Annotated in this window: 19 protein-coding genes; 5 read left to right on the forward strand and 14 right to left on the reverse strand. The window is 69.7% G+C overall.

Going from position 1 to position 22,000, the window contains the following annotated elements; all coding sequences use genetic code 11:
* Nucleotides 1–151: 151 nt before the first annotated feature.
* The 5 genes from ACWDOP_RS31365 to typA all read right to left on the reverse strand — a co-directional run bounded on the left by ACWDOP_RS31365 (nt 152) and on the right by typA (nt 5,757).
* Complete coding sequence (locus ACWDOP_RS31365) at nt 152–664, reverse strand: hypothetical protein (protein WP_456347943.1); 513 nt, start codon at nt 662–664, stop codon at nt 152–154.
* Nucleotides 661–819, reverse strand: coding sequence for a hypothetical protein (locus ACWDOP_RS31370; protein WP_354989252.1), 159 nt, complete (start codon nt 817–819; stop codon nt 661–663). The genes ACWDOP_RS31365 and ACWDOP_RS31370 overlap by 4 nt, the downstream gene beginning before the upstream one ends.
* A 5-nt stretch (nt 820–824) precedes the next feature.
* The gene (gene mshB / locus ACWDOP_RS31375; RefSeq protein ID WP_456347944.1) at nt 825–1,751 is read right to left on the reverse strand and encodes an N-acetyl-1-D-myo-inositol-2-amino-2-deoxy-alpha-D-glucopyranoside deacetylase; all 927 of its coding nucleotides are present in this window, start codon (nt 1,749–1,751) and stop codon (nt 825–827) included.
* Complete coding sequence (locus ACWDOP_RS31380) at nt 1,748–3,529, reverse strand: ABC transporter family substrate-binding protein (protein WP_456347945.1); 1,782 nt, start codon at nt 3,527–3,529, stop codon at nt 1,748–1,750. The genes mshB and ACWDOP_RS31380 overlap by 4 nt, the downstream gene beginning before the upstream one ends.
* 332 nt (nt 3,530–3,861) lie before the next feature.
* Nucleotides 3,862–5,757 carry a translational GTPase TypA gene (gene typA / locus ACWDOP_RS31385; RefSeq protein WP_456347946.1) on the reverse strand — a complete coding sequence of 632 codons (1,896 nt, stop codon included), beginning with the start codon at nt 5,755–5,757 and terminating at the stop codon, nt 3,862–3,864.
* A gap of 153 nt (nt 5,758–5,910) precedes the next feature.
* On the opposite strand from typA, the gene ACWDOP_RS31390 reads away from it, so the two are divergent.
* Entirely contained in the window at nt 5,911–6,087 is a 177-nt protein-coding gene (locus tag ACWDOP_RS31390) for a hypothetical protein (RefSeq protein WP_456347947.1), read from the forward strand.
* A gap of 20 nt (nt 6,088–6,107) precedes the next feature.
* Nucleotides 6,108–6,401 (forward strand): 4a-hydroxytetrahydrobiopterin dehydratase, encoded by a 294-nt coding sequence (locus ACWDOP_RS31395; protein WP_456347948.1) that lies wholly within the window; start codon nt 6,108–6,110, stop codon nt 6,399–6,401.
* Here the strand turns inward: ACWDOP_RS31395 and ACWDOP_RS31400 are convergent.
* Nucleotides 6,343–7,590 carry a mannosyltransferase gene (locus ACWDOP_RS31400; RefSeq protein WP_456347949.1) on the reverse strand — a complete coding sequence of 416 codons (1,248 nt, stop codon included), beginning with the start codon at nt 7,588–7,590 and terminating at the stop codon, nt 6,343–6,345. The genes ACWDOP_RS31395 and ACWDOP_RS31400 overlap by 59 nt on opposite strands.
* Nucleotides 7,591–7,898: 308 nt before the next feature.
* Here ACWDOP_RS31400 and ACWDOP_RS31405 point away from each other — a divergent pair, with 308 nt between their 5' ends.
* Both ACWDOP_RS31405 and ACWDOP_RS31410 read left to right on the forward strand, forming a co-directional pair.
* A complete protein-coding gene (locus ACWDOP_RS31405; protein WP_454202754.1) occupies nt 7,899–8,654 on the forward strand; it encodes an Rv1157c family protein in 756 nt (251 codons plus the stop codon).
* A gap of 117 nt (nt 8,655–8,771) precedes the next feature.
* The gene (locus ACWDOP_RS31410; protein WP_456347950.1) at nt 8,772–9,131 is read left to right on the forward strand and encodes a hypothetical protein; all 360 of its coding nucleotides are present in this window, start codon (nt 8,772–8,774) and stop codon (nt 9,129–9,131) included.
* Nucleotides 9,132–9,144: 13 nt separating this feature from the next.
* On the opposite strand, the gene ACWDOP_RS31415 is transcribed toward ACWDOP_RS31410, so the two are convergent.
* From ACWDOP_RS31415 to ACWDOP_RS31430, 4 genes are all read right to left on the reverse strand, one after another.
* Nucleotides 9,145–9,870 (reverse strand): DUF1906 domain-containing protein, encoded by a 726-nt coding sequence (locus ACWDOP_RS31415; protein ID WP_454202752.1) that lies wholly within the window; start codon nt 9,868–9,870, stop codon nt 9,145–9,147.
* Between the two features lie 243 nt (nt 9,871–10,113).
* Nucleotides 10,114–11,352: a hypothetical protein gene (locus tag ACWDOP_RS31420; protein WP_456347951.1), complete on the reverse strand. Its 1,239-nt coding sequence runs from the start codon at nt 11,350–11,352 to the stop codon at nt 10,114–10,116.
* Between the two features lie 165 nt (nt 11,353–11,517).
* Entirely contained in the window at nt 11,518–12,129 is a 612-nt protein-coding gene (locus ACWDOP_RS31425; RefSeq protein ID WP_456347952.1) for a CHAP domain-containing protein, read from the reverse strand.
* A 286-nt stretch (nt 12,130–12,415) separates the two neighbouring features.
* The gene (locus ACWDOP_RS31430) at nt 12,416–16,450 is read right to left on the reverse strand and encodes a BTAD domain-containing putative transcriptional regulator (protein ID WP_456347953.1); all 4,035 of its coding nucleotides are present in this window, start codon (nt 16,448–16,450) and stop codon (nt 12,416–12,418) included.
* A gap of 145 nt (nt 16,451–16,595) precedes the next feature.
* On the opposite strand from ACWDOP_RS31430, the gene ACWDOP_RS31435 reads away from it, so the two are divergent.
* A complete protein-coding gene (locus ACWDOP_RS31435) occupies nt 16,596–17,075 on the forward strand; it encodes an MmyB family transcriptional regulator (RefSeq protein WP_456347954.1) in 480 nt (159 codons plus the stop codon).
* 18 nt (nt 17,076–17,093) lie between these two features.
* Here ACWDOP_RS31435 and ACWDOP_RS31440 read toward each other — a convergent pair whose 3' ends face one another.
* The 4 genes from ACWDOP_RS31440 to ACWDOP_RS31455 form a co-directional block, all read right to left on the reverse strand.
* Nucleotides 17,094–17,618: a hypothetical protein gene (locus ACWDOP_RS31440; protein WP_454202747.1), complete on the reverse strand. Its 525-nt coding sequence runs from the start codon at nt 17,616–17,618 to the stop codon at nt 17,094–17,096.
* A gap of 192 nt (nt 17,619–17,810) precedes the next feature.
* Nucleotides 17,811–18,488 carry a GNAT family N-acetyltransferase gene (locus ACWDOP_RS31445; RefSeq protein WP_456347955.1) on the reverse strand — a complete coding sequence of 226 codons (678 nt, stop codon included), beginning with the start codon at nt 18,486–18,488 and terminating at the stop codon, nt 17,811–17,813.
* A gap of 395 nt (nt 18,489–18,883) precedes the next feature.
* Nucleotides 18,884–19,846 carry a TerC family protein gene (locus tag ACWDOP_RS31450; protein ID WP_456347956.1) on the reverse strand — a complete coding sequence of 321 codons (963 nt, stop codon included), beginning with the start codon at nt 19,844–19,846 and terminating at the stop codon, nt 18,884–18,886.
* A gap of 170 nt (nt 19,847–20,016) precedes the next feature.
* Nucleotides 20,017–21,969, reverse strand: coding sequence for a peptidase (locus ACWDOP_RS31455; protein WP_456347957.1), 1,953 nt, complete (start codon nt 21,967–21,969; stop codon nt 20,017–20,019).
* Between the last annotated feature and the right edge of the window lie 31 nt (nt 21,970–22,000).

Raw genomic sequence — 22,000 nt, forward strand, 5'->3', positions numbered from 1 at the left:
GGAGAGTAACGGAAACATCCCGAATCGACTACAGAACCGAATCAACTTGGCGGTCAGTGCATTCGCTGATCGATTGCCACACGCGGTGGATCAGCGCCCGGACACGGCCCGTCGGTCGACCGGCCGCACTGATCGGCGGCCGGTCCGGCGATCAGCGGCCGCTCTCGCCGGCGTAGTGCGCGGTCGCGCGCCAGTACAGATACAGACCCGCGGGCAGCAGCCCGCCGACCAGCAGCGCCAGGGTCGGCCAGTCCTGCAGCAGCATGATGTCACCGCCCGGACCGGAGAAGATCATCAGCGCGAAGCCGACCGTCCAGGCGCTCAGCGGCAGCGACATGGCCGCGAAACTCGGCGACACCGTGCCCATGCCGTGCACCAGCAGCACATTGATGACCGCCGCCGCCAGCGCCGAGAGCGGCAGGGCGATCGCACCCGTCGACACGCCGGAGGCGATCGGCGCGGCGGCCTCGCCCATCCCGGGCGCGGCCGTCGGCAGGGTGCCCTGACCGACGTACAGGGGCAGGAACAGCACCTCGAGCACGAGGGTGATCAGCGCGTCGAGCACCAGCAGCCCGGCGATGGCCGCGCCCATCGGGTCCAGGCCCAGCGGAAACACGCCCTCGCGCGCGGTGCGCCCGACGCGGGCGCTCAGGGCCGAGGTCACGGCACCGGCGGGAAGCCGAGAAGGGTCAACAGGTGGCTCTGCATGTCGACGAAAGCGTAGAGCACCGTCAGGTACAGATCGTGCTGCGCCTGGAAGTTGGGGCGCTGGCTCTCGACGAACGCGGCGATCGCGTTCTGCAGATCCCAGTTGTACATGATGGTCAGTGTCTCATCTCGGCCGCGGCGGGCCCCGGAGTGTCCGCCAATCCGGCGAACAGGTCATGCTCGAGACCGTCGGCGCCGACCGGCCCGCGCTCGCCCCGCACCAGCACGTAGTGCTCCTCCGGCAGCACCGGCTGCGCGATGTCGTTCGAGAGCGCGAACTCGCGACCGGACGGCGCGAGGGTCACCTGGGTCGCGTGCGCGCGCAGCGCGGCCCGCTTGGCCGGCAGCGCGTCGGCCACGTCCACCACCGTGGTGACCGATTCGTGTGGCACACAGGCCAATTCGCCGTCGTGTGGCAGCCGCCAGCCGCGCGGCAGCGCGCCGGGCAACTGATCGACCGTGCGCCGCTTGAGCGCCTCGGTGTGCATGGCGAGCACCGCGCCGTCGGTGACGGTCCAGTACGTCTTCGGGGTGTCCCAGCCCCGCTCGGCGGCCGATTCCACCGCCGCGGTGGTGATCTCGTGCGCGCGGATGTGATCCGGATGCCCGTAGCCGCCGCGCGGGTCGTAGCCGACCACCACGCGCGGGCGCAGCTCCAGCAGGATCCGGGTCAGCTCCGCTACCGCCTCCGGACCGGAGTTCACGAACGCGCGCGGGTTGCGCGCGGCCGGGGTGCCCGCCATCCCCGAATCCCGCCAGCGGCCCGCGCCGCCCAGGAACCGCGGCGGCGCGGCATCCAATTCGGCCAGGGCCGTTGTCAATTCGAGAATGCGATAGCCGCCCAGCTGATCGGCCTGATCGGCGACCAGCCGCGCCCACCGCGCGCCGATGACCTCGCCCTCCTCGCCCAGGGTGCAGGTCACCACCGTCACCGGAATACCGAGCCGCCGGTAGTGCGCGATGGTGCCGCCGGTCGTGATCGTCTCGTCGTCCGGATGCGCGTGCACCAGCAGCAGCCCGCCGGTCCCGCCCGCCGCGCTCACGGCAGCCGCCGCCAGTTCGCCGCGTCGGCGAAGACGCCGACCTGGATGGCCCCGCTCAGCGACGCGCCGTCCACCCGGGGACCCGCCGCCGCGACCTGGGTGTCCTGCACGATCGGCAGCACCGTCCACAGGTCCCAGAGCTTGGGTTCGGACTCGGCGATCACCTTGCCCGCGTCGACGCCGCGCAGCGCGGTCTCGATGGCGGGCTGCAGCGTCGGATCGCAGACGCCGGACAGGTTCGACGGGGCCTTCTTCGCGGCCTGCACCACGTCCGAATCGCCGTCGCCGCCGGCATCGGCGGCCGTGACGGGGGCGCACCCGTAGCGCGAGGCCAGCACCGTCGCCGGATCCGAACCGGCCCGCTCCCAGCCCACGATGGCGTCCACCCCGGCCTCGGTCACATCCTTGCCGTACAACTCGGCGGCCGCGATGCTGCGGACCATGACATCGATTCCGGCACTGCGCAATTGGTCGGCGGCGGTATTGGCGACCGCGACCGTGTAGTCGTCGCCCTCGACCGCGCCGATCCGGATAGTCAGCGTCTTGCCGTTCTTGGCGATCGGACGCGGTTGCGGCGCGGGCGAAGTCGGCGACAGCGACGCCGGAGCCTCGGGCGCGCGGCCGAATCCGGCCTCGGCCAGCAGCGTGAACGCCTCCTCCGCGCTGATCCGCGCCGGGGCGGTCGGGACGTACCCCGGATCCGACGGCGTGAGCACCTGCGCCCGGGCCGGTTCCACCCAGCTGCCGGTCTGCGCGCCCACCGTGGCCAGCAGCACCGGATCCAGCAGCGAGAGCACCGCGCGGCGCACCCGCACGTCGCCGAGATCCCCACTGCGCCCGTTCAATACGAGTTGCATCTCGCGCGACTGCGCCATGATCGCCGTGCGCACCGAGGGAATCGCCGCCAGCTGCGCCTGCAACGCGACGCCGCCGTGCACCAGCGCCATCTGCGCGTCACCGACCCGCAGCGACTCGGCCACCTGCGCGGGCGTACCGCCCCGGCGCAGCAGAATCTCGTCCGGCACAGCGGGTTTGCCCCAGTACCGGTCGTTGCGCTCGAGCAGGATCTCCTCGCGGCCGCGATCGACCAGCTTGATCCGGAACTGCGCGCCGGAGATGCGAATGGTGTCGACCAGGCCCTGCTCGAACCCGGAGTCCTTCACCAGGTGCTGGGGCAGCAGATCGGTGAACAGCTGCCGCCAGGCCGGGTACTCCTGGGTCATGGTGACCGTGACGGTCTTACCGCCCGAGGACGAGCTGACATCGGAGATGAGCCGGTAGCCCGCGGGATCCACCACGCCGGGCTGGGTGATCATCTGCTGCCAGAGGTATCGGAAGTCCTCGGCCGCGATGGGCGCGCCGTCGGACCAGGACGCCTCGTTCCGAATCTGATAGGTGATGGTGAACGGCTCCAGCGACGACACCTCCGCGGACACCATCAGCGAGGGGTCGAGCACCCAATCCGACCCGCCGGGCACCCCGGGTGTCGGCACCGGCCGGAAGGGACTCGGCAGCACCATCGACGACACCGCCGCGGCGGCGGGCGACTGCTGCGCGCGCAGATGCGGATTGAACCCGATGCCGATGTCGTCCACCGCCACCACGACCGAATTCTTGCCCGGCTTGGCGGGCGTGGTCTTCGGGCTGTCCGTGCTCTCGATGGGCGGCGGCGGATTGGCGGTGCAGCCGGTCGCGACCGTCAGCACGGTCGCCACCGCGGCCAGCGCCACGCGCCATTTCCCGCGCCTGCGAGGGGCCCCACTCTTCACGTTCGGCACTCTACTTGAACGCCCTTTCCGCACCCGGTCACCGGCGATTGCCGGAAATCAGCGAGAGACCCCCGCCTCAAAAAGGCCCCTGGACAAACAAATCCCCGACTTGGATCGCCCGACACCGCCGTACGGCAACTGCCCCACCGCCGAGTTCGCGCCCGGCGCTGTTCCGACTCCCCCCGCCGACACCGGACAAACAACTCTCCCCCCGCCCCGCAGTTCGCGGCCCGTCTCGTTCTGGACTGAGTGGAGCGGGGGAGCGAAGCGGAGGAGCGGAGGGAGGGAAGAACGAGACTTCAGGGGCCGCGAACCCGCCGGAGCGGAGCGGAGGCCAAAAACTACTGCGCGGCGCGGTCGCGTGCCTTCTTGCGCGAGAGTTCACGGCCGCGCTCGGTCGCGCCCAGGATCAGCTTGCGCACGCGCACGACCTCGGGGGTGACCTCGACGCACTCGTCGTCGGTGCAGAACTCCATGGCCGCTTCGAGATCCAGCTGCAGCGGCTTGGCCAGGGTCTCGAACACGTCGGCCGTGGCGGACCGCATGTTGGTCAGCTTCTTCTCACGGGTGACGTTGATGTCGAGATCCTCCGCGCGCGGGTTGATGCCCACGACGTGGCCCTCGTAGGTGTCCGCGCCCGGCTCCACGAAGAACTGGCCGCGGTCGGCGAGCTGGATCATGGCGAACGGGGTGACCGACCCGGCGCGGTCCGACACCAGCGAACCGGTGTGGCGGGCACGGATCTCGCCGGCCCACGGCGCGTAGCCGTCGAAGATGGCGTTGGCGATGCCGGTGCCGCGGGTCTCGGTGAGGAAGTCGGTGCGGAAACCGATCAGACCGCGCGAGGGAACGATGAACTCCATGCGCACCCACCCGGCGGAGTGGTTGCTCATCTGGACCATCTTGCCCTTGCGGGCGGCCAGCAGCTGGGTGACCGCGCCCAGGTACTCGTCCGGGCAGTCCACGGTCAGCTCTTCGAACGGCTCGTGCACCTTGCCGTCGACGTTCTGGGTGACGACCTGCGGCTTGCCGACGGTCAGCTCGAAGCCCTCGCGGCGCATCTGCTCGACCAGGATGGCGAGCGCGAGCTCACCGCGGCCCTGGACCTCCCAGGCGTCCGGGCGGCCGATGTCGAGCACGCGCAGCGACACGTTGCCGATGAGTTCCTTGTCCAGGCGGTCCTTGACCATGCGCGCGGTCAGCTTGTGCCCGGACACGCGGCCGACCAGCGGCGAGGTGTTGGTGCCGATGGTGACCGAGATGGCGGGCTGGTCGACGGTGATGCGCGGCAGGGCGACCGGGTTCTCCACGTCGGCGAGGGTGTCGCCGATCATGATCTCCGGAATGCCCGCGACGGCGGCGATGTCACCGGCGATGGCCTCTTCACCGGGCTTGCGCTCGACGCCGATGGTCTGCAGCAGCTCGGTGATCTTGACGGTCTTGGTGCCCTCGGGGGTCATCCACGCGACGTTCTGGCCCTTGCGCAGGGTGCCGTTGTGGATGCGGACCAGGCCGATACGGCCGAGGAACGGCGAGGCGTCGAGGTTGGTGACGTGCGCCTGCAGCGGGGCGTTCTTGTCGCCCTTCGGGGCGGGCACGTGCTTCATGAGGACCTCGAACAGCTCGTCGAGGTTCTCCGCGTCGGGCGCGCTGCCGTTCTCGGGGCGGGTGGTCGAGGCCTTGCCCTCGCGGCCGGAGGCGTACAGGACCGGCAGGTCCAGGGCCAGCTCGGCGGCTTCGGAGGCTTCGTCGTCGAGGTCCGAGGCCAGGTCGAGCAGCAGGTCGTGCGACTCCTCGACGACCTCCTCGATGCGGGCGTCGGGACGGTCGGTCTTGTTGACCACGAGGATGACCGGCAGCGAGGCGGACAGCGCCTTGCGCAGCACGAAGCGGGTCTGCGGCAGCGGGCCCTCGGAGGCGTCGACGAGCAGCACGACGCCGTCGACCATGGACAGGCCGCGCTCGACCTCGCCACCGAAGTCGGCGTGGCCGGGGGTGTCGATGACATTGATGACGGTGATCGAACCATCGGCATTGTGCCGATGCACCGCGGTGTTCTTTGCGAGAATGGTGATGCCCTTCTCGCGCTCCAGATCCCCGGAGTCCATCACCCGGTCGACCATCTCGGCACGCTCGGCGAACGCGCCGGACTGACGCAGCATGGCGTCGACCAGTGTTGTCTTGCCGTGGTCGACGTGCGCCACGATGGCGACGTTACGGAACTCGACAGACGACACGTTAGATTCCTCCTGGTGAAAAGGGTTGGCCGGACCCGGCGGGGTCATGCATGGGGAAGTAAGCGAGATTCCACCGGGCATGCGGCGAGCTACACACTACCGTCCGCCGAAGTCACAGGTTTAACGCACCCGAGTTAGGCTAAGCTAACCAACATGGGCAAGGTGAAGGCTAAGGACGTTTCCGGTCTGAAGCCCAAGAAGAAGTGCTGCCGCAAGAAGACGCGGTGCCTCAAATGCCCCGTGGTCATCATGCGCATGAAGAAGCTCGAGGCCGCGGGCTGCCACGGCAAGGAGCTCAAGAAAGGGCTCAAAGCCGCGCGCGCAGCCTGAGTGCGGGGTACACCGGAGACATGACCACCCCACCGCTCTCCGAAGACGCCATCGTCACAGCACTCGCCGACCTCCCCGAGTGGACCCGCACCGGCGACAGCATCGCGCGCACGATCTCGGCCGCCTCGTTCCTGGCGGGTATCGAACTGGTACGCCGGGTCGCGGTCGCCGCCGAAGCCGCCAATCACCATCCGGACATCGATATCCGGTGGCGGCGAGTCACTTTCACGCTATCGACCCACGATGCCGGCGGCCTCACCCGGCTGGATGTGGCGCTGGCGCACGAGATAGATCGGCTGCAAGCCCAGAGCTAGCGCGCCCCGCGCGGATCACCCACACGTAGAAGGCCACCGCGCCCACCGCGTAGACGGTGCCGAGCCACGACATCAGGCCCGGCCGCGAGATCGTCCAGATAGACGTCTGGAAGTTCAGCAGCACCCACGGCACGCCGATCAGGGTGGTGAGGAACCAGAACCCGGCCAGCACCCGCGCCCCGGCGGCGCGCCGCAGTGGGCCGTAGACCAGCCACAGCATCACCGGGATCAGCCAGATCCAGTGGTGCGACCACGAGATCGGCGACACCAGCAGGCCGAACAGTTGCACGATGAGCAGCCTGCCGAGCACGTCGTCCGCGGCCAGGGCGCGCCAGGCCAGCACCGCCAGCGCCGCGGCGATCAGCACCGCGATCAGCCAGACCGGGCCGCTCACCACGTCGTGGCCGAGCAGCCGGCTGAGCGCGCCGCGCAGCGACTGGTTCGACGCCGAGCCGACCGGGCCGATCCGCGACGCGTCGCCGAGCAACTCGCCGAAGTACGTGCGGGTCTCGGCCGGGGTGATCAGATAGGTCAGGCCGATGGTGCCGAAGAAGACCACGCCCGACCACACCGCGGTGAGCCACCGCCGGCTCGCCGCGAAGTAGACGCCGGTGATGGCGGGGGTCAGTTTCACCCCGGCCGCCACGCCGACGAGCGTGCCCGAGATCCACCAGCGGTCACTGCGCACCGCGAACAGCGCGAGCAGTACCAGGAACACGTTGACCTGTCCGTAGTCCAGGGTCATGCGCATGGGTTCGAGCCAGATGCCGACCGCGGTCCACGCCAGCGCGACGGTCCGCCAATGCTCTTCGCGCAGAGCCGCTTTGCCGACCATGAACTCCAGCGCCAGCCACACCACGCCGAACAGCGCCGCCATGGTCGCCAGTAGCCAGACAATTGCGACAAATGTGAAGGGCAACAGGTGTAATGGATAGAAGACGAGCGCCGCGAACGGCGGATAGGTGAACGGCAGCGCGAAGTCCGGCGTACGACTCCGGTCGGTCCACTCGTAGAGGTGACCCGAGCCGAGCGCGGCCGAACCATCCACGTACACATGGAGATCCACGAAGTTCATGCCGTTGGGTAGCAGTAAGACCCAGGCCAGACGGGCCAGTACCGAAATACCGAGCGCCACGGCGGCCAGTCGGACAGGTCGATTCACGGCGCGGACTTTCCGTTCGGGCGGCAAGGGCGCCGGAGAATCCCGGCGGGCGTTCGGCCGCGACAAGAATAGTCGTACGGGGGAAACAGCCGGGAAACCCGGACTCACTGCTGTAACATTCGCATCACCGGACACTCTGGTAACACACAATTTGGTCGAGTGTTCGATAGCGTGAGGCAATCGTGGACAGCAAGATCACACCTTGGCTGTACAACAGGGCGACCAGGTACCTAGAGTGGCGCGGAGCGATGTCCATATCGCTGCATCGCTGCTTGATGTACCCCGAGGTAAGGACGGCTACACCAGTGCTTCGCACCCGAGGATCGCGGTTCACAATGTCCGCGCTGGCCCTTGCGGCCTGCGCCACTATTGTCGTGCCGACCGCTTCCGCCGCACCGGCTCCTGCCCCGCAAACCACCGCGTTTGTTCCCATGATTCCGGAGGGCGTGCCGGTCGAGGCGCTGGCCTCCCTGGTGCCCGCCATCATCGGCGCGGCGGCGGGGCCGGCCGATATCGCCGCCCCCGGCCCCCAGGCCGCCATTCTGGCGCAGGCCCGGACCATTCTCGCGACGCTGAATCTGCCCCCGCAGATCAAGTCGACGCTGGAACGAATCATCACCTTCCTGGACGGCAGTGGCGGCGGTGGCGTCGACATTCCGCAGGACGGTCCCGTCATCTCCCAGTTCCTGTGGCCGACCCTGGGCAAGGGCTGCATCAGCGACAGCGGCGACTCGGTCGGCACCGCGCTGGCCGTGGGCGGCCCCGCGACGCTGCCGCCGCCCGGACCGGCGAACGGCCAGACCGGTTTCGTCTTCACCGCGCTGGGCACCAAGAAGCCCACCGAGGTCCAGACCCCGCCGATGACCGTGCAGTGGATCAACCTGGACACCCGCCAGAGCGGTGTGCAGAACCTGACCGACGAGGCCAAGATCAACCCGGACGGCCCGGCCACCCTGTCCACCATCGCGAACACCGGCTCCGGCCGGATCGTCGCCGTGGTGTCGGGCTCGCTGACCACCCAGGCCGACGCCGAGTCGCAGCCGCGCACCTGCTCGTTCCTGCCGACCGTCGGGTTCTTCACCGTCGCGTAGGCCGGTCCGGCCACGGCCGGACCCCCAGCTTCCGCCCCCGTTCCGGCCCGCGACAAGCGGACCGGCCCGGGGGCGAAACGCGTTTCCGGGCGGCGATTCTGTGGTAGACCGCTACCTATGGCCGCTGTGAAATCCCGCGCGCGGGGACTGCATTCGCGCCGCTCCATCCTGTCCATCCGCTCCGAGGGCTCGATCCTGTCGATCGGCTCCGCCTATTCGGTGCTGTCCATCGGCAGCGTCGGATCGGTGCTGTCCATCGGATCCGCGGGCTCGTTCGGCTCGATCATTTCCTCGGGCTCGTTCGGCAGTCTCGGATCCGCCTTCTCCGGCCTGTCCCGCTGGTCCATGTTCTCGTGGATGGGCGATCGGCAGGCGTTCGGCGAGGGCCGCGAGGATCGCGACCCCCGGCCGGCACTCCGCGTGGTCGCCGACGAACCCGACCTCCGCGCCGACCCCACCTGCCACTGTCAGACCTGAGCAGCGGGCGGTCTCACCACCACTGGCCGTAGGCCGGGTGCAGGACCGAGTTCACGTCCACCCCGATGCCGTCGACGGCGCGCTTGTCGATCTCGAACTGGTGCAGGTGCGCCTCGGGGTGCACGTAACCCCGCGGGGTGCCCCAATTGTGTTGCCAGTAGAGCGAACACAGGCCCGCGCCGAGGATGTTGTCGATGGTCGGGGAGTTCGCGTACACGCCGGTGCGCTCGTGCCCGATGACCGATTCCCAGCCGCGCAGGTACGGCTCGATCTGGGTCTCGAACTCCTCGTCGCTGGGATTGTCGTCGATCGAGGCGTAGATGGGCGCGGTGTCGGGGCCGCCGGCGGCCTGGTGCAGCACCTGCCCGCGGGTGGCGTGCTCGACGCCCGCCTCGTACCCGCCGCGCCAATCCGCGGTGGGGCCCTTGCCGAATTGGTAGCAGGAGACCACGGAGAGTCCGGCGGCGGCGAGCGCCTCGACCTCGCGCGCGAGCAGTGGTTTGCCCGCCATCCATTCCGCGCCCGGCCGTCGATCCGACACGTAGCGGATGACGCCGATGTGGCCCGCGGCGCCGATGGCGTGCGCGGCGGGCACCCCGCCCGCGTAGTCGAGCAGGGTGCCGATCTCCTGCCGGCGCGCGGCGGCGGGAGCGGGGAGCGCGAATCCCGCGGACAGTCCCGCGGCCAGGACGGCCGCACCGGACAACAGGGATCGGCGGTTCATCGGGACGGAACGCATGAAGGACTCCTTCGCACACTCGCCTGGTCTGGCACATGCCGGTCGAACACGATCCGGTGGAGCTGAGACTTGCGGGCGGCGTGCCCGGCGCACCTTCCCCGATGACCTGCGGTCATCTGTGCGCCGGGAGCCCTGAACGTGCCCTCATTTCACCATAATCACTATGGGATCGCCAGGCGCACAGGACACACGAGCATCATGAGTCCCAATAGTCTCAGAACGGTCAGAGCCGGTGAGACAGCGTCAGACGCGGGTACCGTTCAATCGCGCGGCGACGTCGATGGTGCGCCGCGACGGATCGGCGACCTCCCGGCGCACGACCGCCGCCACCTGCGCGACGACCTGTTTGCGAATGCCCGCCACGCGGCCGAGCGCCGCGGCGCGCAGACCCTCGGCCTCGAATTCCAGCGTGATGTCCTCGGCGTGCGGCGGCTCCGCCTCGATCACGATGAGCAGGGGGTCGGCCGCGCGCGCGACCAGGGCCACCGGCACCTGCACCTCGGCGCGGTAGCGGTTGGACTTGAGTACGTCCACGGTGATGTCCAGCGAGACCGGGATGGTCATGTCGAAGGCGACCAGCGCGGGATCGCGGTCGGCGGCGGCGAGCGTCTCCCCGTTCACTTCGGGGGCGGGCGGCGCGGCCGGAACCACGGGCGGCAGTTCGGCGATGCGGGGTTCGGGTGTGGGCTCGGGGCGCTCGGGCGACTCACCCGCGCCGACCACGCGCGGCAGCCGCACCTGGCCGTGCACCGACACCTGGGCCTTGCGGCCCGGTCCGGTTCGCAGCGGGCCCACCTCGATGGGCTTGCCCGCCATGGATTCCACGGCCTCGCGCACCCGGTCGGCGGTCACCACGCGTTCGAAGAAGCGATGCCCGAATTCGTCGTAGCCGATCCACCGGAAGTCCACCGGTCCGCGATAGCCGGACTTGGCGCCGTCGAGAATGGCTTCCACGTCGAAGGTGCGCCCGCGCCGGGCGTCCGGGTCGGCGAGAATGGCGTTGATGCGGGTGGCGACCTCGCGCTGTACCAGTTTGGCGATGGGGTCGAGCAGCAATTCCCAGGCGCTGCCGATGGCCTGGGCGCGCATGACGAAACTTACGTCGCGATTGGTGACCGGCTCGATGTCGATGACGATCAGCAGCGGCTCGGCGGTGCGCGCGTGCAGCTTCAGGTCGATGTCGACGATCGCCTCGAGCCCGAGGCGCTGACCGCCCAGGGTGACGTCGACGCGGAGTGTGACCGGCAGGGCGACGTCGAAGTGCACGTGCGGGCCGCGGCGAATGATGGTCGGTTTGCCGACGCTGCCCTTGGCGACGAATCGGGCCAGGCCCGCGGGTCCGATGGAGAAGGGACCGATCGTCATACCGCGCCCGGCCATTCCGGACACGGCCGCGTCGATTCTGGATTCGGTAACCGCCGCCGCGACGAAACGTTCGCCGAATTCGGCGTAATCGATCCAGGTCGGTTCGGACGGGGTCATCCAGCTACTTTCCTCGGGCGGGGATCCCTGTCCTGCCGATGAGGGGGCAGCAGGACAGGGATCGATCGGCGATGCTGCCGGGCACCGCCGCAACCATCGTAGGCGGTGCGATGGCGAGTGCCCACCCTCGCGTCCCGGCATTTCCAGAATGTGGAACCTGCGCGTTCACAACCTGCCGAAACCGACCAGTCCTGAAACCGCGGCGGGCGCGTAACGATGGATGGTGATCTCGCCGAATTCGTTGCCGCCCAACGTGGTAATCGTGTCGCCGGCGACGTCGATCACGATATTGGTGTGGTGGTTGAACGCGCTGTCGGGTGCGTACAGGACGACGTCGCCCACGCGCGGCCGATATCCGCGATCTTCGAATCTGCGCTCGCCCCGGTAGTACTCCTCGAGGGTGTACACCCCGGGAATCCGCCACGACCCCGAATTGGGATTGGCGAGCGGCTGTCCCGCTTCGCGCATCACCCAGCTCACGAAATCCGCGCACCAGGCTTCGTCGATGCCCTCGGAGTATTTGGTCCCGGGGTCCTGCGCCTGGAATTCCCGTGCCGTCACGGTGAGAATCCGCCGCTGCGTATCGCTCAATCCTTCCCGGTCCACGTCCGGGAACTCCCGCAGCCGCTCCCCCGCCAGCACCGGCAGCGATCGGTCCTGCCACCACCGCACGCCCGCGGCGCCACCGACCCCGACGAGCACCAGCACCGCCAGGATTGCGGCCACGACCGCCCACCGCGTGGACCCCGCCCGCCGCCGTCCGTCCAGCTCGACCACCCGAAACCTCCCGCTCTCCGCCGCCCCGGCTCCCCCGGCGCACTCCTCGTTATCGAGAATGCCCCATCGAGCGATAACAGTGGCGGGCAGCTCGTGTCCGGCCGCGGGCCCGGGCCCGGCCGAGCGCACGAACCCACCCGGCAACGATGACACCGCCGCGGACGTTCAACTGCGCCCCGGCGGCCACTTCCTGCCGAACGGCAGGCACCACAGGCCGCGTCGACACTTGGAACACGCTGTGGCGCAGCGTGTCACTCGGCCGGAGCGGGCGTGAGGGGTAGGGACGTCAGGGGCGGGGCTCGGGATCGGGGGCGCGGAACGTTCTGGGGCGCACCAGGACCCGGCCCGCGGAGGATCGGCCTGCGAGGACGTCCAGGTCCGCCTGGAGGCGGACCTCCAGGGCCTCGGCGGCGGCGCGGTGGGCGGCGGCGCGGGCGGAATCGCCCACGGCCGTGGCGAGATCGGCCAGGACCGTGTCGATGGGGCTCAGGACTACCGCGCCCGTCTCCAGGCCGGCGATGGTGCCGGCGTAGGGCAGCAGCTGATCGTAGAGTTCGCGGGCCGCGGCCAGGTCGCCGAGGGCGATGACCGCGCGGGCGCGCACGGCGCTGAACGTGGACCAGAACTGCGGGCCCAGCGGCGGCGCGTCGGCCAGCACGCGGCGGGCCTCGTCGTGTCGCCCGGCGTGCACCAGCGCGAGCGCGTAGCCGTAGACGAACAGCTCGGGTTTGATGGCGACCCGATCGCGCAGTTCGTCGACGTAGTCGGACATGTCGTCGGCGAGCCAGGCGAGCGAGATCGCGATGCCGATGTGCAGGGTGTTGGGATCGCGGGACGGTTCGGCCGCGCCTTCCTCGGAGAGCGCGACGATGCGTTCGACGGGCGCGAAGCCCACCGCCAGCAGGTAGTGCACCTCGTCGGTGTCCCCGCGCAGCAGTTCGAGCATCATGTCGAACGGCGCGAGCGCGTCGAGCAGGTGGCGCAGTTGGCCGTCGGAGGCGTATTCCCCGGCGTGCCGGGCATGTTCGGCGGCGGCGAGCAGATTGGCGTCGGCGAGTTCGGCGCGGAACAGCAGATAGTGTGCGAGCGCGCGGAATTCGGTGAGCTGCGCGGCGGTCGACACCTGAAGCAGCCGTGTCGCATGCCGTTTCACCTCCGTCGCGCGCAGGAACCCGCCGTCACCGAAGGCCGCGAAGGCCTGCGCGTTGATGGCGGTGCAGAGCAGTTCCGGATCACCGTGCGGCTCGGCGAGTTCGGTGGCCGCGGCCGCCGCCAGCGCGGTCGCCTCGAAGTCCTCGAGCGCGAGCTCGAAGACGGTGGTGACCTGGAGCCGCACCTGCGCGGCGACCGGCAGCGCGGGGTCGGCGAGCGCGGTGCGCAACGGTCCGCGAATGCGCGGGTCGGGGGTGTGCCAGTCGTGCACGGACCAGATCAGCGGCGTCGGCCAGCAGGTGGCCGCGTGCGCGAGCAGCGCGGTGTCACCGAGGGTTTCGGCCAGTTCGAGCGCCTGCTCCCGCGCGGCGCGTGCGGCGATGTGCTGTCCGTCGTAGGCGAGCGCGATGACGAGTTCACACCGGGCCCGCAGCAACGCGACCCGGTCCGCCCGCGCCACGGTGATCTCCTCGCGCGGCGCGACCCGGTCGGCGAGGACGAAGATGCCCTCCCCGGACGTGCGTCCGGCCTCGTCACCGGGGATCTCCCCCTGTTCGGCGACAACGGGTTCCGGGCTGGAATCCCCCGCACCCCGCAGACTGCCTTCGACCTCGGCCGCGCCGTACGCACCAGCCGCTCCGTACCCACCGGTCGGAGAGGTCGCACCGGTCGGAGAGGTCGCACCGCTCGGAGCGGTCGCAGCCGACCCGTCTGTCGCGCCGGACCCAGTGGCCAGGCCGGACGCGCCGACGGCGGCATTCCCTGCGGCCGGGCCGGTTTCGCCGATCGGGGCGGAAACGTCGGTCGCGGCAGCGTCACTGGTCGCAGCAGACGAGCCGACCTCGTCCATCGCTCCGGCCACTCTGGCTGCGGAAGTCTCGCTGCCGGGACCGTGGCCGGTAATCGCCTGCGGCACAGCGGTATCGCGGGGCACGACCGTAGACCACGTGACCTCGGCGGCCGAGGCGCGTTCGAGGGACGCGGCGGCGCTCGCCTCGGCGGCCAGTTCGGCGAGGGTGAGGTGGTCGGTGAAAGTCGCGCGGTGGGTGCCGGACTCGCGGCTGGTCAGGGCGGGCCAGTCGGCGAGGGTCTGGTGGGTGGGCTCCGTGGTCGGCCGAATCCCGCGGGGCGCATTGTGTCCGGCGAGTTCGTGCAGCGCGAGCACCGACCGCCAGCGGCGCACCGCGTCGGCGCGCATGCGGCGTTCGCCGCAGCGGTGGGCGGCGGCCCGCACGTAGCCCAGGGCCAGTTCGGCGGTGTCCACGCCCGCGCCCAGCGCGGCGTGGTGGGCCAGCGCGTCGACTCCACCGGCGCGGGCCAGGCCGGGATTCGACCGCAGCAGTTCGAAAGCCGCCCAGTGCATTCGGGCGCGCCGCAGGACCGGAATGTCGTGATACACGGTCTCCCGGACCAGGGCGTGGTCGAAGCTGACGCGTCCGCTGCGGTCGGTGCGCAGCAGCCGGGCGGCCTCGGCGCCCGCGATCAGATCGATGATGTCGTCCGCGGGCCGCCCGGCCGAGGCGGCCAGGGTATCCACGTCGATGTGCTCGCCCCAGACCGCCAGGTGCCGCAGCAATTCCACGACCGTGTCCGGCAGTTGGGCGATGCGCCGCCCCAGCAGATCGCGCACGGTCACCGGCAGCGCGTCCGACGCGCCCTGGGTGGCGAAGAGTTTCGCGAGTTCGCGCACGAACAGCGGGTTCCCGCCGGTCCGGTGGCGCAGCAGCGCCACCGTGCGATCGTCGACCGCGGTGAGTCCGGCGGCCAGCGCCGCCTGCCGGGTCCCCGCCAGATCGAGCCCGTCGAGTTCGACGCGGTCGGCGGTGAACAGCGCCAGGGCGGCGGCGGTATCGCGCACCCCGGGCCCGGCCTCGGTGCCGCGCAGGGTGGCGACGATGAGAATGGGCCGGTCGCGCAGCCAGTTGACCACCTGGCGCAGCACCTGCAGCGTGGCGGCGTCGGCCCCGTGCACGTCCTCCAGCACGATGGCGACGGGTCCGTGCGCGGTCCGCTCGCGGCAGGACCGCACCACCCGCCGCGCCAGGGTGAAAGCGTCGGCGGCGGTGTAGGTTTCGGGATCCGCGGCGTCCAGCCCGGTGAGCACCTCGGACCAGGCCCAGGCCGGCGGCGCACCGTCTACCTCGGGGCAGCGCGCGACGACGGTGGCCCAGGACCGGCCGGCCAGGCGCGTCAGCACGGTCGCGGCCAGGGTGGTCTTGCCCGCCCCGGCCTCCCCCGCTAGCCAGACCAGCCGCACCTCACCGGCTTCCGCCGCCGCCGCGGCCTCGAGGATCGCGGCCCGCTGCGCCCCGTATCCGCTGTCCACCACCGGTTCCGGGGCCGGAGACCGCTCGGGCGCCCGCACCGCGACCGCCGCGACGGACGGCTCCGCCTCGACCGAATGGGTGAGGATGGCGGTTTCCAGATCCCGCAGCCCGGGTCCGGGATCCACCCCGAATTCCAGGGTGAGGAATTCCCGGCTCCGGCGCACGGTGGCCAGCGCGTCGAGCGACTGCCCCAGCCGGTACTGCGCCAGCGCCAGCAACCGCGCGCATTCCTCCCGGCCCGGATGCTCCTCGAAGATGGGCCGCAGCGCGAGCACGACGTCGGCGGGCCGGTTCGTTTCCAGCGCGGCCTGTGCGCGCAGTTCCGACGCGGTGAGCCGCAGCGCCGCGAGCCGCGCGATTTCCTGTGCCGCCCAGGAGGTTCCGGCGAACGATTCGAACGCGCTGCCGTGCCAGCAGGCGAGCGCGGCGTCGAGCACCCGCAGCTGTTCGAGCGGTTCGGGCCGGACGGCGGGATCGCGCATGGCCGTTTCGTGCCCGTGCAGCAACTGTTCGAAGTGCCAGGCGTCGACCTGCTCGGGCTCCAGATTGAGTGCGTAGCCGTGTGATTCGGAGACGATCACGCGCGAGCGCGCCCGGCGCGGGCGGTCGGGTTCGAAGACCCGGCGCAGATTGTGGATGTACACCTGGAGCGCGGCAACGGCTTTGGTCGGCGGGTCACCGCCCCAGAGATCGTCGATCAGCCGGTCGGTGGGCACCACCCGGCCCCCCGCGGCCACCAGCCGCCCCAGCACCGCGCACTGCATGGGCGCCCCGGGGGGTACGCGCTTGCCGTCGATGCTGATGTGCAGTGGACCCAGCACACCGATTCGCGTGGTCGTCATATCGCCGAGCCACCCCCATACCCACAACAGAACAAACCAAACCGAATGTCCAATATGACAGAAATTCTGCGACAACACCCAGTCTTGTGATCGGACTTAACCCGGCGCGAAGAGAAAATGAAGAGTGGTGCCGCACACTGCCAGGGTGTTCGACCCCTCCAGCCCGCCGCCCGCCGATCTCGCGCTGCTGCACAGCCTTCCGCACCCGGCCTGCCTGCATGACGGCGCCTACGACGTGGTGGAGACGAACTCCGCGTTCAGCGAGCTGTTTCCCGGCACCGGGCCGGGCGCGAACCTGCTGACCGCCATCATGCTCGAGCCCATGTCGCGACTGCGCCTGAGCGATTGGGAATCCGAAGCGCAGCTGATGGTTTCGGCCTTCCGCGACCTGCCCGAGGGTCTGATCCGCCCCGAGCGCCGCGAGGAGATCATCACCCTGTGCCGGCGCACCCCCGAATGGGATCGCATGTGGCGCAATATGACCGATGTCGGGCAGGCCGCCGAGCGCACCATGCTCATGCGCAATCCGGAGTCGGACTCGGACCGCCGCATGCACGTGCAGACCTTCCAGTTCAGCTTCCCTCGCCGGCCGTGGTCCCTGCTCTCGGTCATGCCGATCGAGTAGCGACCGCCCGGGCCCGGTTCACGCTTCCGCGGCGGGCTCCTCGAACCACCCGTCCTCGGGCGCGGCGAAGCCGTGATAGATCAGCGGGATGCGCCGATCGACCCCGAAGTGCCGGTACACCGCGAGCATGGCCGTGCGCACCGCGTGATCGTGGAAGTCGTCGATGCGCCGCGCGCCCAGGGCGTGCTCGGGCAGCAGGTCGAGCCGGGCCATCTCCGCCTGATCGTCCAGGTCCAGGCCCAGCGGAGCCGGGTCGGCGATGAAGTGATCGTGCAGCACCGCGCGCACGCGGGGCGGGTCGTGCCGGCCGGGTGCGAAGGCCCGGAAGCGGGCGCACATCGCCGGTGTCGAATGCACCTGCAACCAGTCGACGAGGGTGCGGTCGGTGGGCCGCAGCCGGTCGCCCAGCAGCGGGGCCTGTTCGAGCAGGTGCAGCATGGCGCCGCCGCGTACGCGTGGTTCGGGGGCCAGGAAGAGGGTGAGCGCCGCGGCGCCGGAACGGGTGTCCGCGAGGTAGACCCGGGTGGACATGGGGTCGGGCATGCGCGTCTCCTTCACGAGGAAGAGGGGGCCGCCCTGCCCGCGCCGCCACCCGGCGGACGTCTGGGCGCGCGACCCCGCGCCCGGTTGCTGACTATGTGATCCGAGGGTTCCGCCGGCCGCCGAGTCACCCGACTCGGACTGATCTCTCCTCGGCGACCGACCAGTGCAACACCCGGAAGTATAGTCGCGAAACTACGCGTCGATCAGTCTGTCCCGAGTCGCCGGAACCGCGCGCAGCTGCCCGTGGATGGTCTCGCGCACGTGCGGCCATTCCTCGTCGAGGATGGAGTAGAACGCGGTGCTGCGCACCTCGCCGTCCAGTCCGCGCGAGTGCGCCCGCCGGACTCCGTCGCTGGTCGCCCCGATGCGCTCGATGGCCATGCGGGAGCGCAGGTTCCGCATATCGGCCCGCAGCGCGATGCGCCGCACCCGCCAGGTGTCGAAGGCGTGCGCCAGCAGCAGGAGCTTGGATTCGAGGTTGATGCCCGTCCCGCGGGCCTCGCGAGACAGCCAGGTGTTGCCGATCTCGGCGGCGTCGGGCATGGCCAGCAGCGGATCGCCGGACGGCAGTCCGTGCACCAGCGGCCACACCACCGGGCCCTGCCAGTAGTCGAAGCGGGTGAACCTGGTGGAGCCGAGCACTCTGCCGCTCGCGACGGCGATGATGGCGAAGGCCAGCGACGTGCCGGCCGCGTGTCCGGCCAGCGCGGCCGAGACGTACTCCAGCGCCTCGTCGACCCCGTGCGGCACGGGGGTGAAGGCGTAGTCGTCGCGGTTCCCTGCTGCCGCCTCCGCAAGACCCGAAGCATGCTGTGGCGCAAGGGGTTCCAGCCGTACCAGACGGCCGGCGAGAGTAAGGGGTACAGGCACGTTCCCTCGATCTTTCGGAGACGGTCGGGGGCTCGCTTTTCGGCAGTGCCGGACCGGTCGAGTGCTCCGGAATCGACGAATCAACCTTGGCGCGCCAGTAGCAGCATCGAACAGTGCGATGAACGATAGCGGAACACACGCTCACAACCAGGAAGGCTGCGCGAGAATTCTCCCCCGCCGCTGAGCGTGTCGCGCCGAGTCGCTGGCGCGCCTTCGGGCACGGCCGCCGCGGCCGCCGGAAATCGCCCGAATCGTACCGACTACCGGGGATTTCGCCCGTGTCCGGGACGGTGCGAACCGAGCCGCGAGACCCGCGAACGGCAACCGCCCGCCGGGCGCGCGAGGCGACCGGCGGGCGGTGCGAACCGGGCGGTGCCGCCCGATTACTTCGGGACCTATTTGCCGGAGTCCGCCGCCTCCAGTTTGCGGGCCGCGACGAGGCTGGTGATGGTCGTGACGACCAGGACGCCGCAGATGACGCCGAGCGAGAGCGGGGTGGAGATCTGCGGGACGTGGACGCCGGACTCGTGCAGCGCGTGCAGCACCAGCTTGACGCCGATGAAGCCCAGGATGACCGAGAGGCCGTAGCTCAGGTGGATGAGCTTCTTGAGCAGTCCGCCGAGCAGGAAGTACAGCTGGCGCAGGCCCATCAGCGCGAAGGCGTTGGCGGTGAACACGATGTACGGATCCTGGGTCAGGCCGAAGATGGCCGGGATCGAGTCCAGGGCGAACAGGATGTCGGTGGTGCCGATCGCGAGCATGACCACCAGCAGCGGGGTCATGATGCGCTTGCCGTTCTTGACGATGAACAGCTTGGTGCCGTGGTACTGGTCGGCGACGCCGAACCGGTGCTCGATGGACTTCAGGAGGCGGTTCTCCTCGAATTCCTCGTCCTCTTCCTCGGCGCGCGCCTCCTTGATGAGCTTCCACGCGGTGTAGATCAGGAACGCGCCGAAGATGTAGAACACCCAGGAGAAGCTGGAGATGATGGCCGCGCCCGCGCCGATGAAGATGGCGCGCAACACCAGCGCGATCAGTACGCCGAACAGCAGCACGCGCTGCTGCAGGTGCGAGGGCACCGAGAACTTGGCCATGATCAGGACGAAGACGAAGAGGTTGTCCACGCTCAGCGACTTCTCGGTGATGAAGCCGGCGAAGAATTCGGTGGACGCCTGGGATTCGCCCATGAAGAGCAGACCGAGACCGAACACCACGGCCAGCGCGATCCAGACCACGGTCCAGATGCCGGCTTCCTTCATGGAGACGTCGTGCGGCTTGCGCCCGATGAAGAAGTCGACGGCGATGAGGGCGCTCAGCGCGGCGACCGTCACCGCCCACATGGTCAGAGAAACATCCACAGCACAAGCCTCCGGGGCAGGTCCGCACAACACGATCAAGGATTGGTCGCCAGCGGGAGAGCCCCTGGGTCTTCGTCGAGGCTACCGGGATCCCGAACAAAGGTAAAGAAAGTCAAAAGTTAAGGTCAGTTAACAGTCAACGTTGGGATCCCGCTCACATCCCGCGACGATCAGCTCCGGACTCGCTCCCACAGTCGCAGGTACACCTCCGCGCCGCGGAAGACATCGGTCATGATCTCCGGGCCGCCGAGGACCCGGACGGCCTCGAGCCAGTCGGCGTAGGTGCCGTAGGTGGCGGTGCCGTCGGCCCCGATATCGAAGGTGCGCTCACCCCAGCGCTCGCGATCGAAGACCACGCTGCCGTCGTGCGAGGTGAAGGGGTAGGAGACGATCCCGGGCCCGATGGGGCCGCCCTGCCCGGCGATGCCGTTCATATCCGAGCCGAAGCCGAAGCCGAACTCACCCGGGCGGGGCATGGCGCGGGCCGCGCGCCAGTTGCGTACGAAGCTCTCCGGGCCGCCCGCGTAGGGCGTCGCGAAACCACCCGCGGCGTAGACCCGCGCGGTCGTCTTCTCCGAATCCCAGCCGTGCGAGGACAGCACGCCCGGATAGCCGCGCTGCTCGATGATGGTCATGACCTCGTCGGCGGTGGCCTCACTCAGGTGATCGACCTCGATGAGGAACCCGAGGTCGATCATCCGGTTGATGAGGTACTCGCCCAGATCGGTCAATCCGCGTGCGTTGCAATGGGATCCGGGCGCGTAGAGCGGTAGCGGCGCCCCGCCGAGCAGCGGCCCGGTGAGCAGGGCCAGGAACTGGTTGACATCACCGGCGATGGGCACCGAGGGCTGGGTGCTGTCGTGTTCGGGCCCGGGGCAGGACTGAACGTTCCAGAAGGTGCCGGTCTGCATGAAGTTCCCCGCGTTCACCAGCAGCCCGGTGACGTCGTGGTCCATCTTCGTGCCGCCGAAGGCGTTGTCGAACTTGTGCACCGGGAAGAAGCTGCTCACCCCGATGGCACGCAACTCGGTCAGCCAGCGGTCGACGTCGCCGCGCGTGCAGGTGGGTTGGCCGAGAAACACCCCGCAGCCCAGTGGATCCGACAGTTCCATGCCCAGGACCACGGCCAGCTTGCCGGACGCGGCGACCGCACGGGCCTGGCCCGGATCGGTGACGATGCGGAAGAAGCCGAGCCCGGGGCCGCCGGCTTGAGCGTCGATGTAATCCTCGAGCGCGCGCAGCCCGGCCGCCTGGGTGCGCACCGATGTCATGTCGTCACAGGGGTTTCGACGATCGGTCATCATGGCGCACAGCGATTCGTTGTCCACCAGATCGACGGTCATGACCCGCAGTCCGGCCTTCCACGCCCGTTCGATGCCGGTCCAGTAGGCGCCCTCGGCGGTGAGAACCGACGGCGCGGGCCAGTCCCGGAAACTCGGCCAGCCGACCGTGTCGGTCTTGCGGAACGGTTCGCCGTAATCCAGGAAGCTCGCGATCAAACCGTTGGTGCCGGTGCGGTTTCCGGCGCAGTCGCCCAGCGCGGCGGTCACGCCGAACCGGTGCCAGGGACGCCCGCAGTGGAAGTTGCCGCCCATGAATTCGTAGGCGGTGACGTGGGCGTGCGCGTCGATGGTGCCCACGATCGATCCGTCGGCACCTGCACTCGAGCCCGGGGTGCCGTGGGCATTGGCCTGGGCCTCGGGGAAGTCCGCGCAGCCGGTGTCGGGCACGAAGGTGGCGGGCGTCGCGGTCGCGCCGTTGGTGATGGTAAATCCGGCCGCGCCGGAACCGTTCACCCGCCACACGGCGGCGTCCGAGGCGTTCTTCGCGGTCCGGATCGTGCCCTCGGCGGCCTCGAGCACCTCGCGGGTGCGCCCGTAGAGCAGGTACTCGCCGAGGGCGGTGGCGCGCAGGCGATACGGGCTCGCCGCCGCCACCAGTGGACCGGCGGGGGTATCGATCCGGTAGCAGCCGTTGACCAGTGAATAGCGGGTCTGCCCGGGTTCGGGGGCGGGATCACCGGTGGCGGGCCCGGCAAGGCCGGTGGCGGTCAGCACGGCGGCGACCAGTACCGCCAGGCGTCTGCGGCGCGTGCGCCCTTTTCGGGAAATGTTGCAGTGCAAGGGATCTCAATTCTGAACTAGTTCCATTTCA

This window comes from Nocardia sp. NPDC003693 (genome assembly GCF_053981095.1).

Coding starts and splice junctions, on each gene's coding strand:
- ACWDOP_RS31370 (WP_354989252.1), bottom strand. CDS start 819: ATGTACAACTGGGATCTGCAGAACGCGATCGCCGCGTTCGTCGAGAGC.
- ACWDOP_RS31390 (WP_456347947.1), top strand. CDS start 5,911: ATGGGCAAGGTGAAGGCTAAGGACGTTTCCGGTCTGAAGCCCAAGAAG.
- ACWDOP_RS31395 (WP_456347948.1), top strand. CDS start 6,108: ATGACCACCCCACCGCTCTCCGAAGACGCCATCGTCACAGCACTCGCC.
- ACWDOP_RS31405 (WP_454202754.1), top strand. CDS start 7,899: ATGTCCGCGCTGGCCCTTGCGGCCTGCGCCACTATTGTCGTGCCGACC.
- ACWDOP_RS31410 (WP_456347950.1), top strand. CDS start 8,772: ATGGCCGCTGTGAAATCCCGCGCGCGGGGACTGCATTCGCGCCGCTCC.
- ACWDOP_RS31415 (WP_454202752.1), bottom strand. CDS start 9,870: ATGCGTTCCGTCCCGATGAACCGCCGATCCCTGTTGTCCGGTGCGGCC.
- ACWDOP_RS31420 (WP_456347951.1), bottom strand. CDS start 11,352: ATGACCCCGTCCGAACCGACCTGGATCGATTACGCCGAATTCGGCGAA.
- ACWDOP_RS31430 (WP_456347953.1), bottom strand. CDS start 16,450: ATGACGACCACGCGAATCGGTGTGCTGGGTCCACTGCACATCAGCATC.
- ACWDOP_RS31440 (WP_454202747.1), bottom strand. CDS start 17,618: ATGCCCGACCCCATGTCCACCCGGGTCTACCTCGCGGACACCCGTTCC.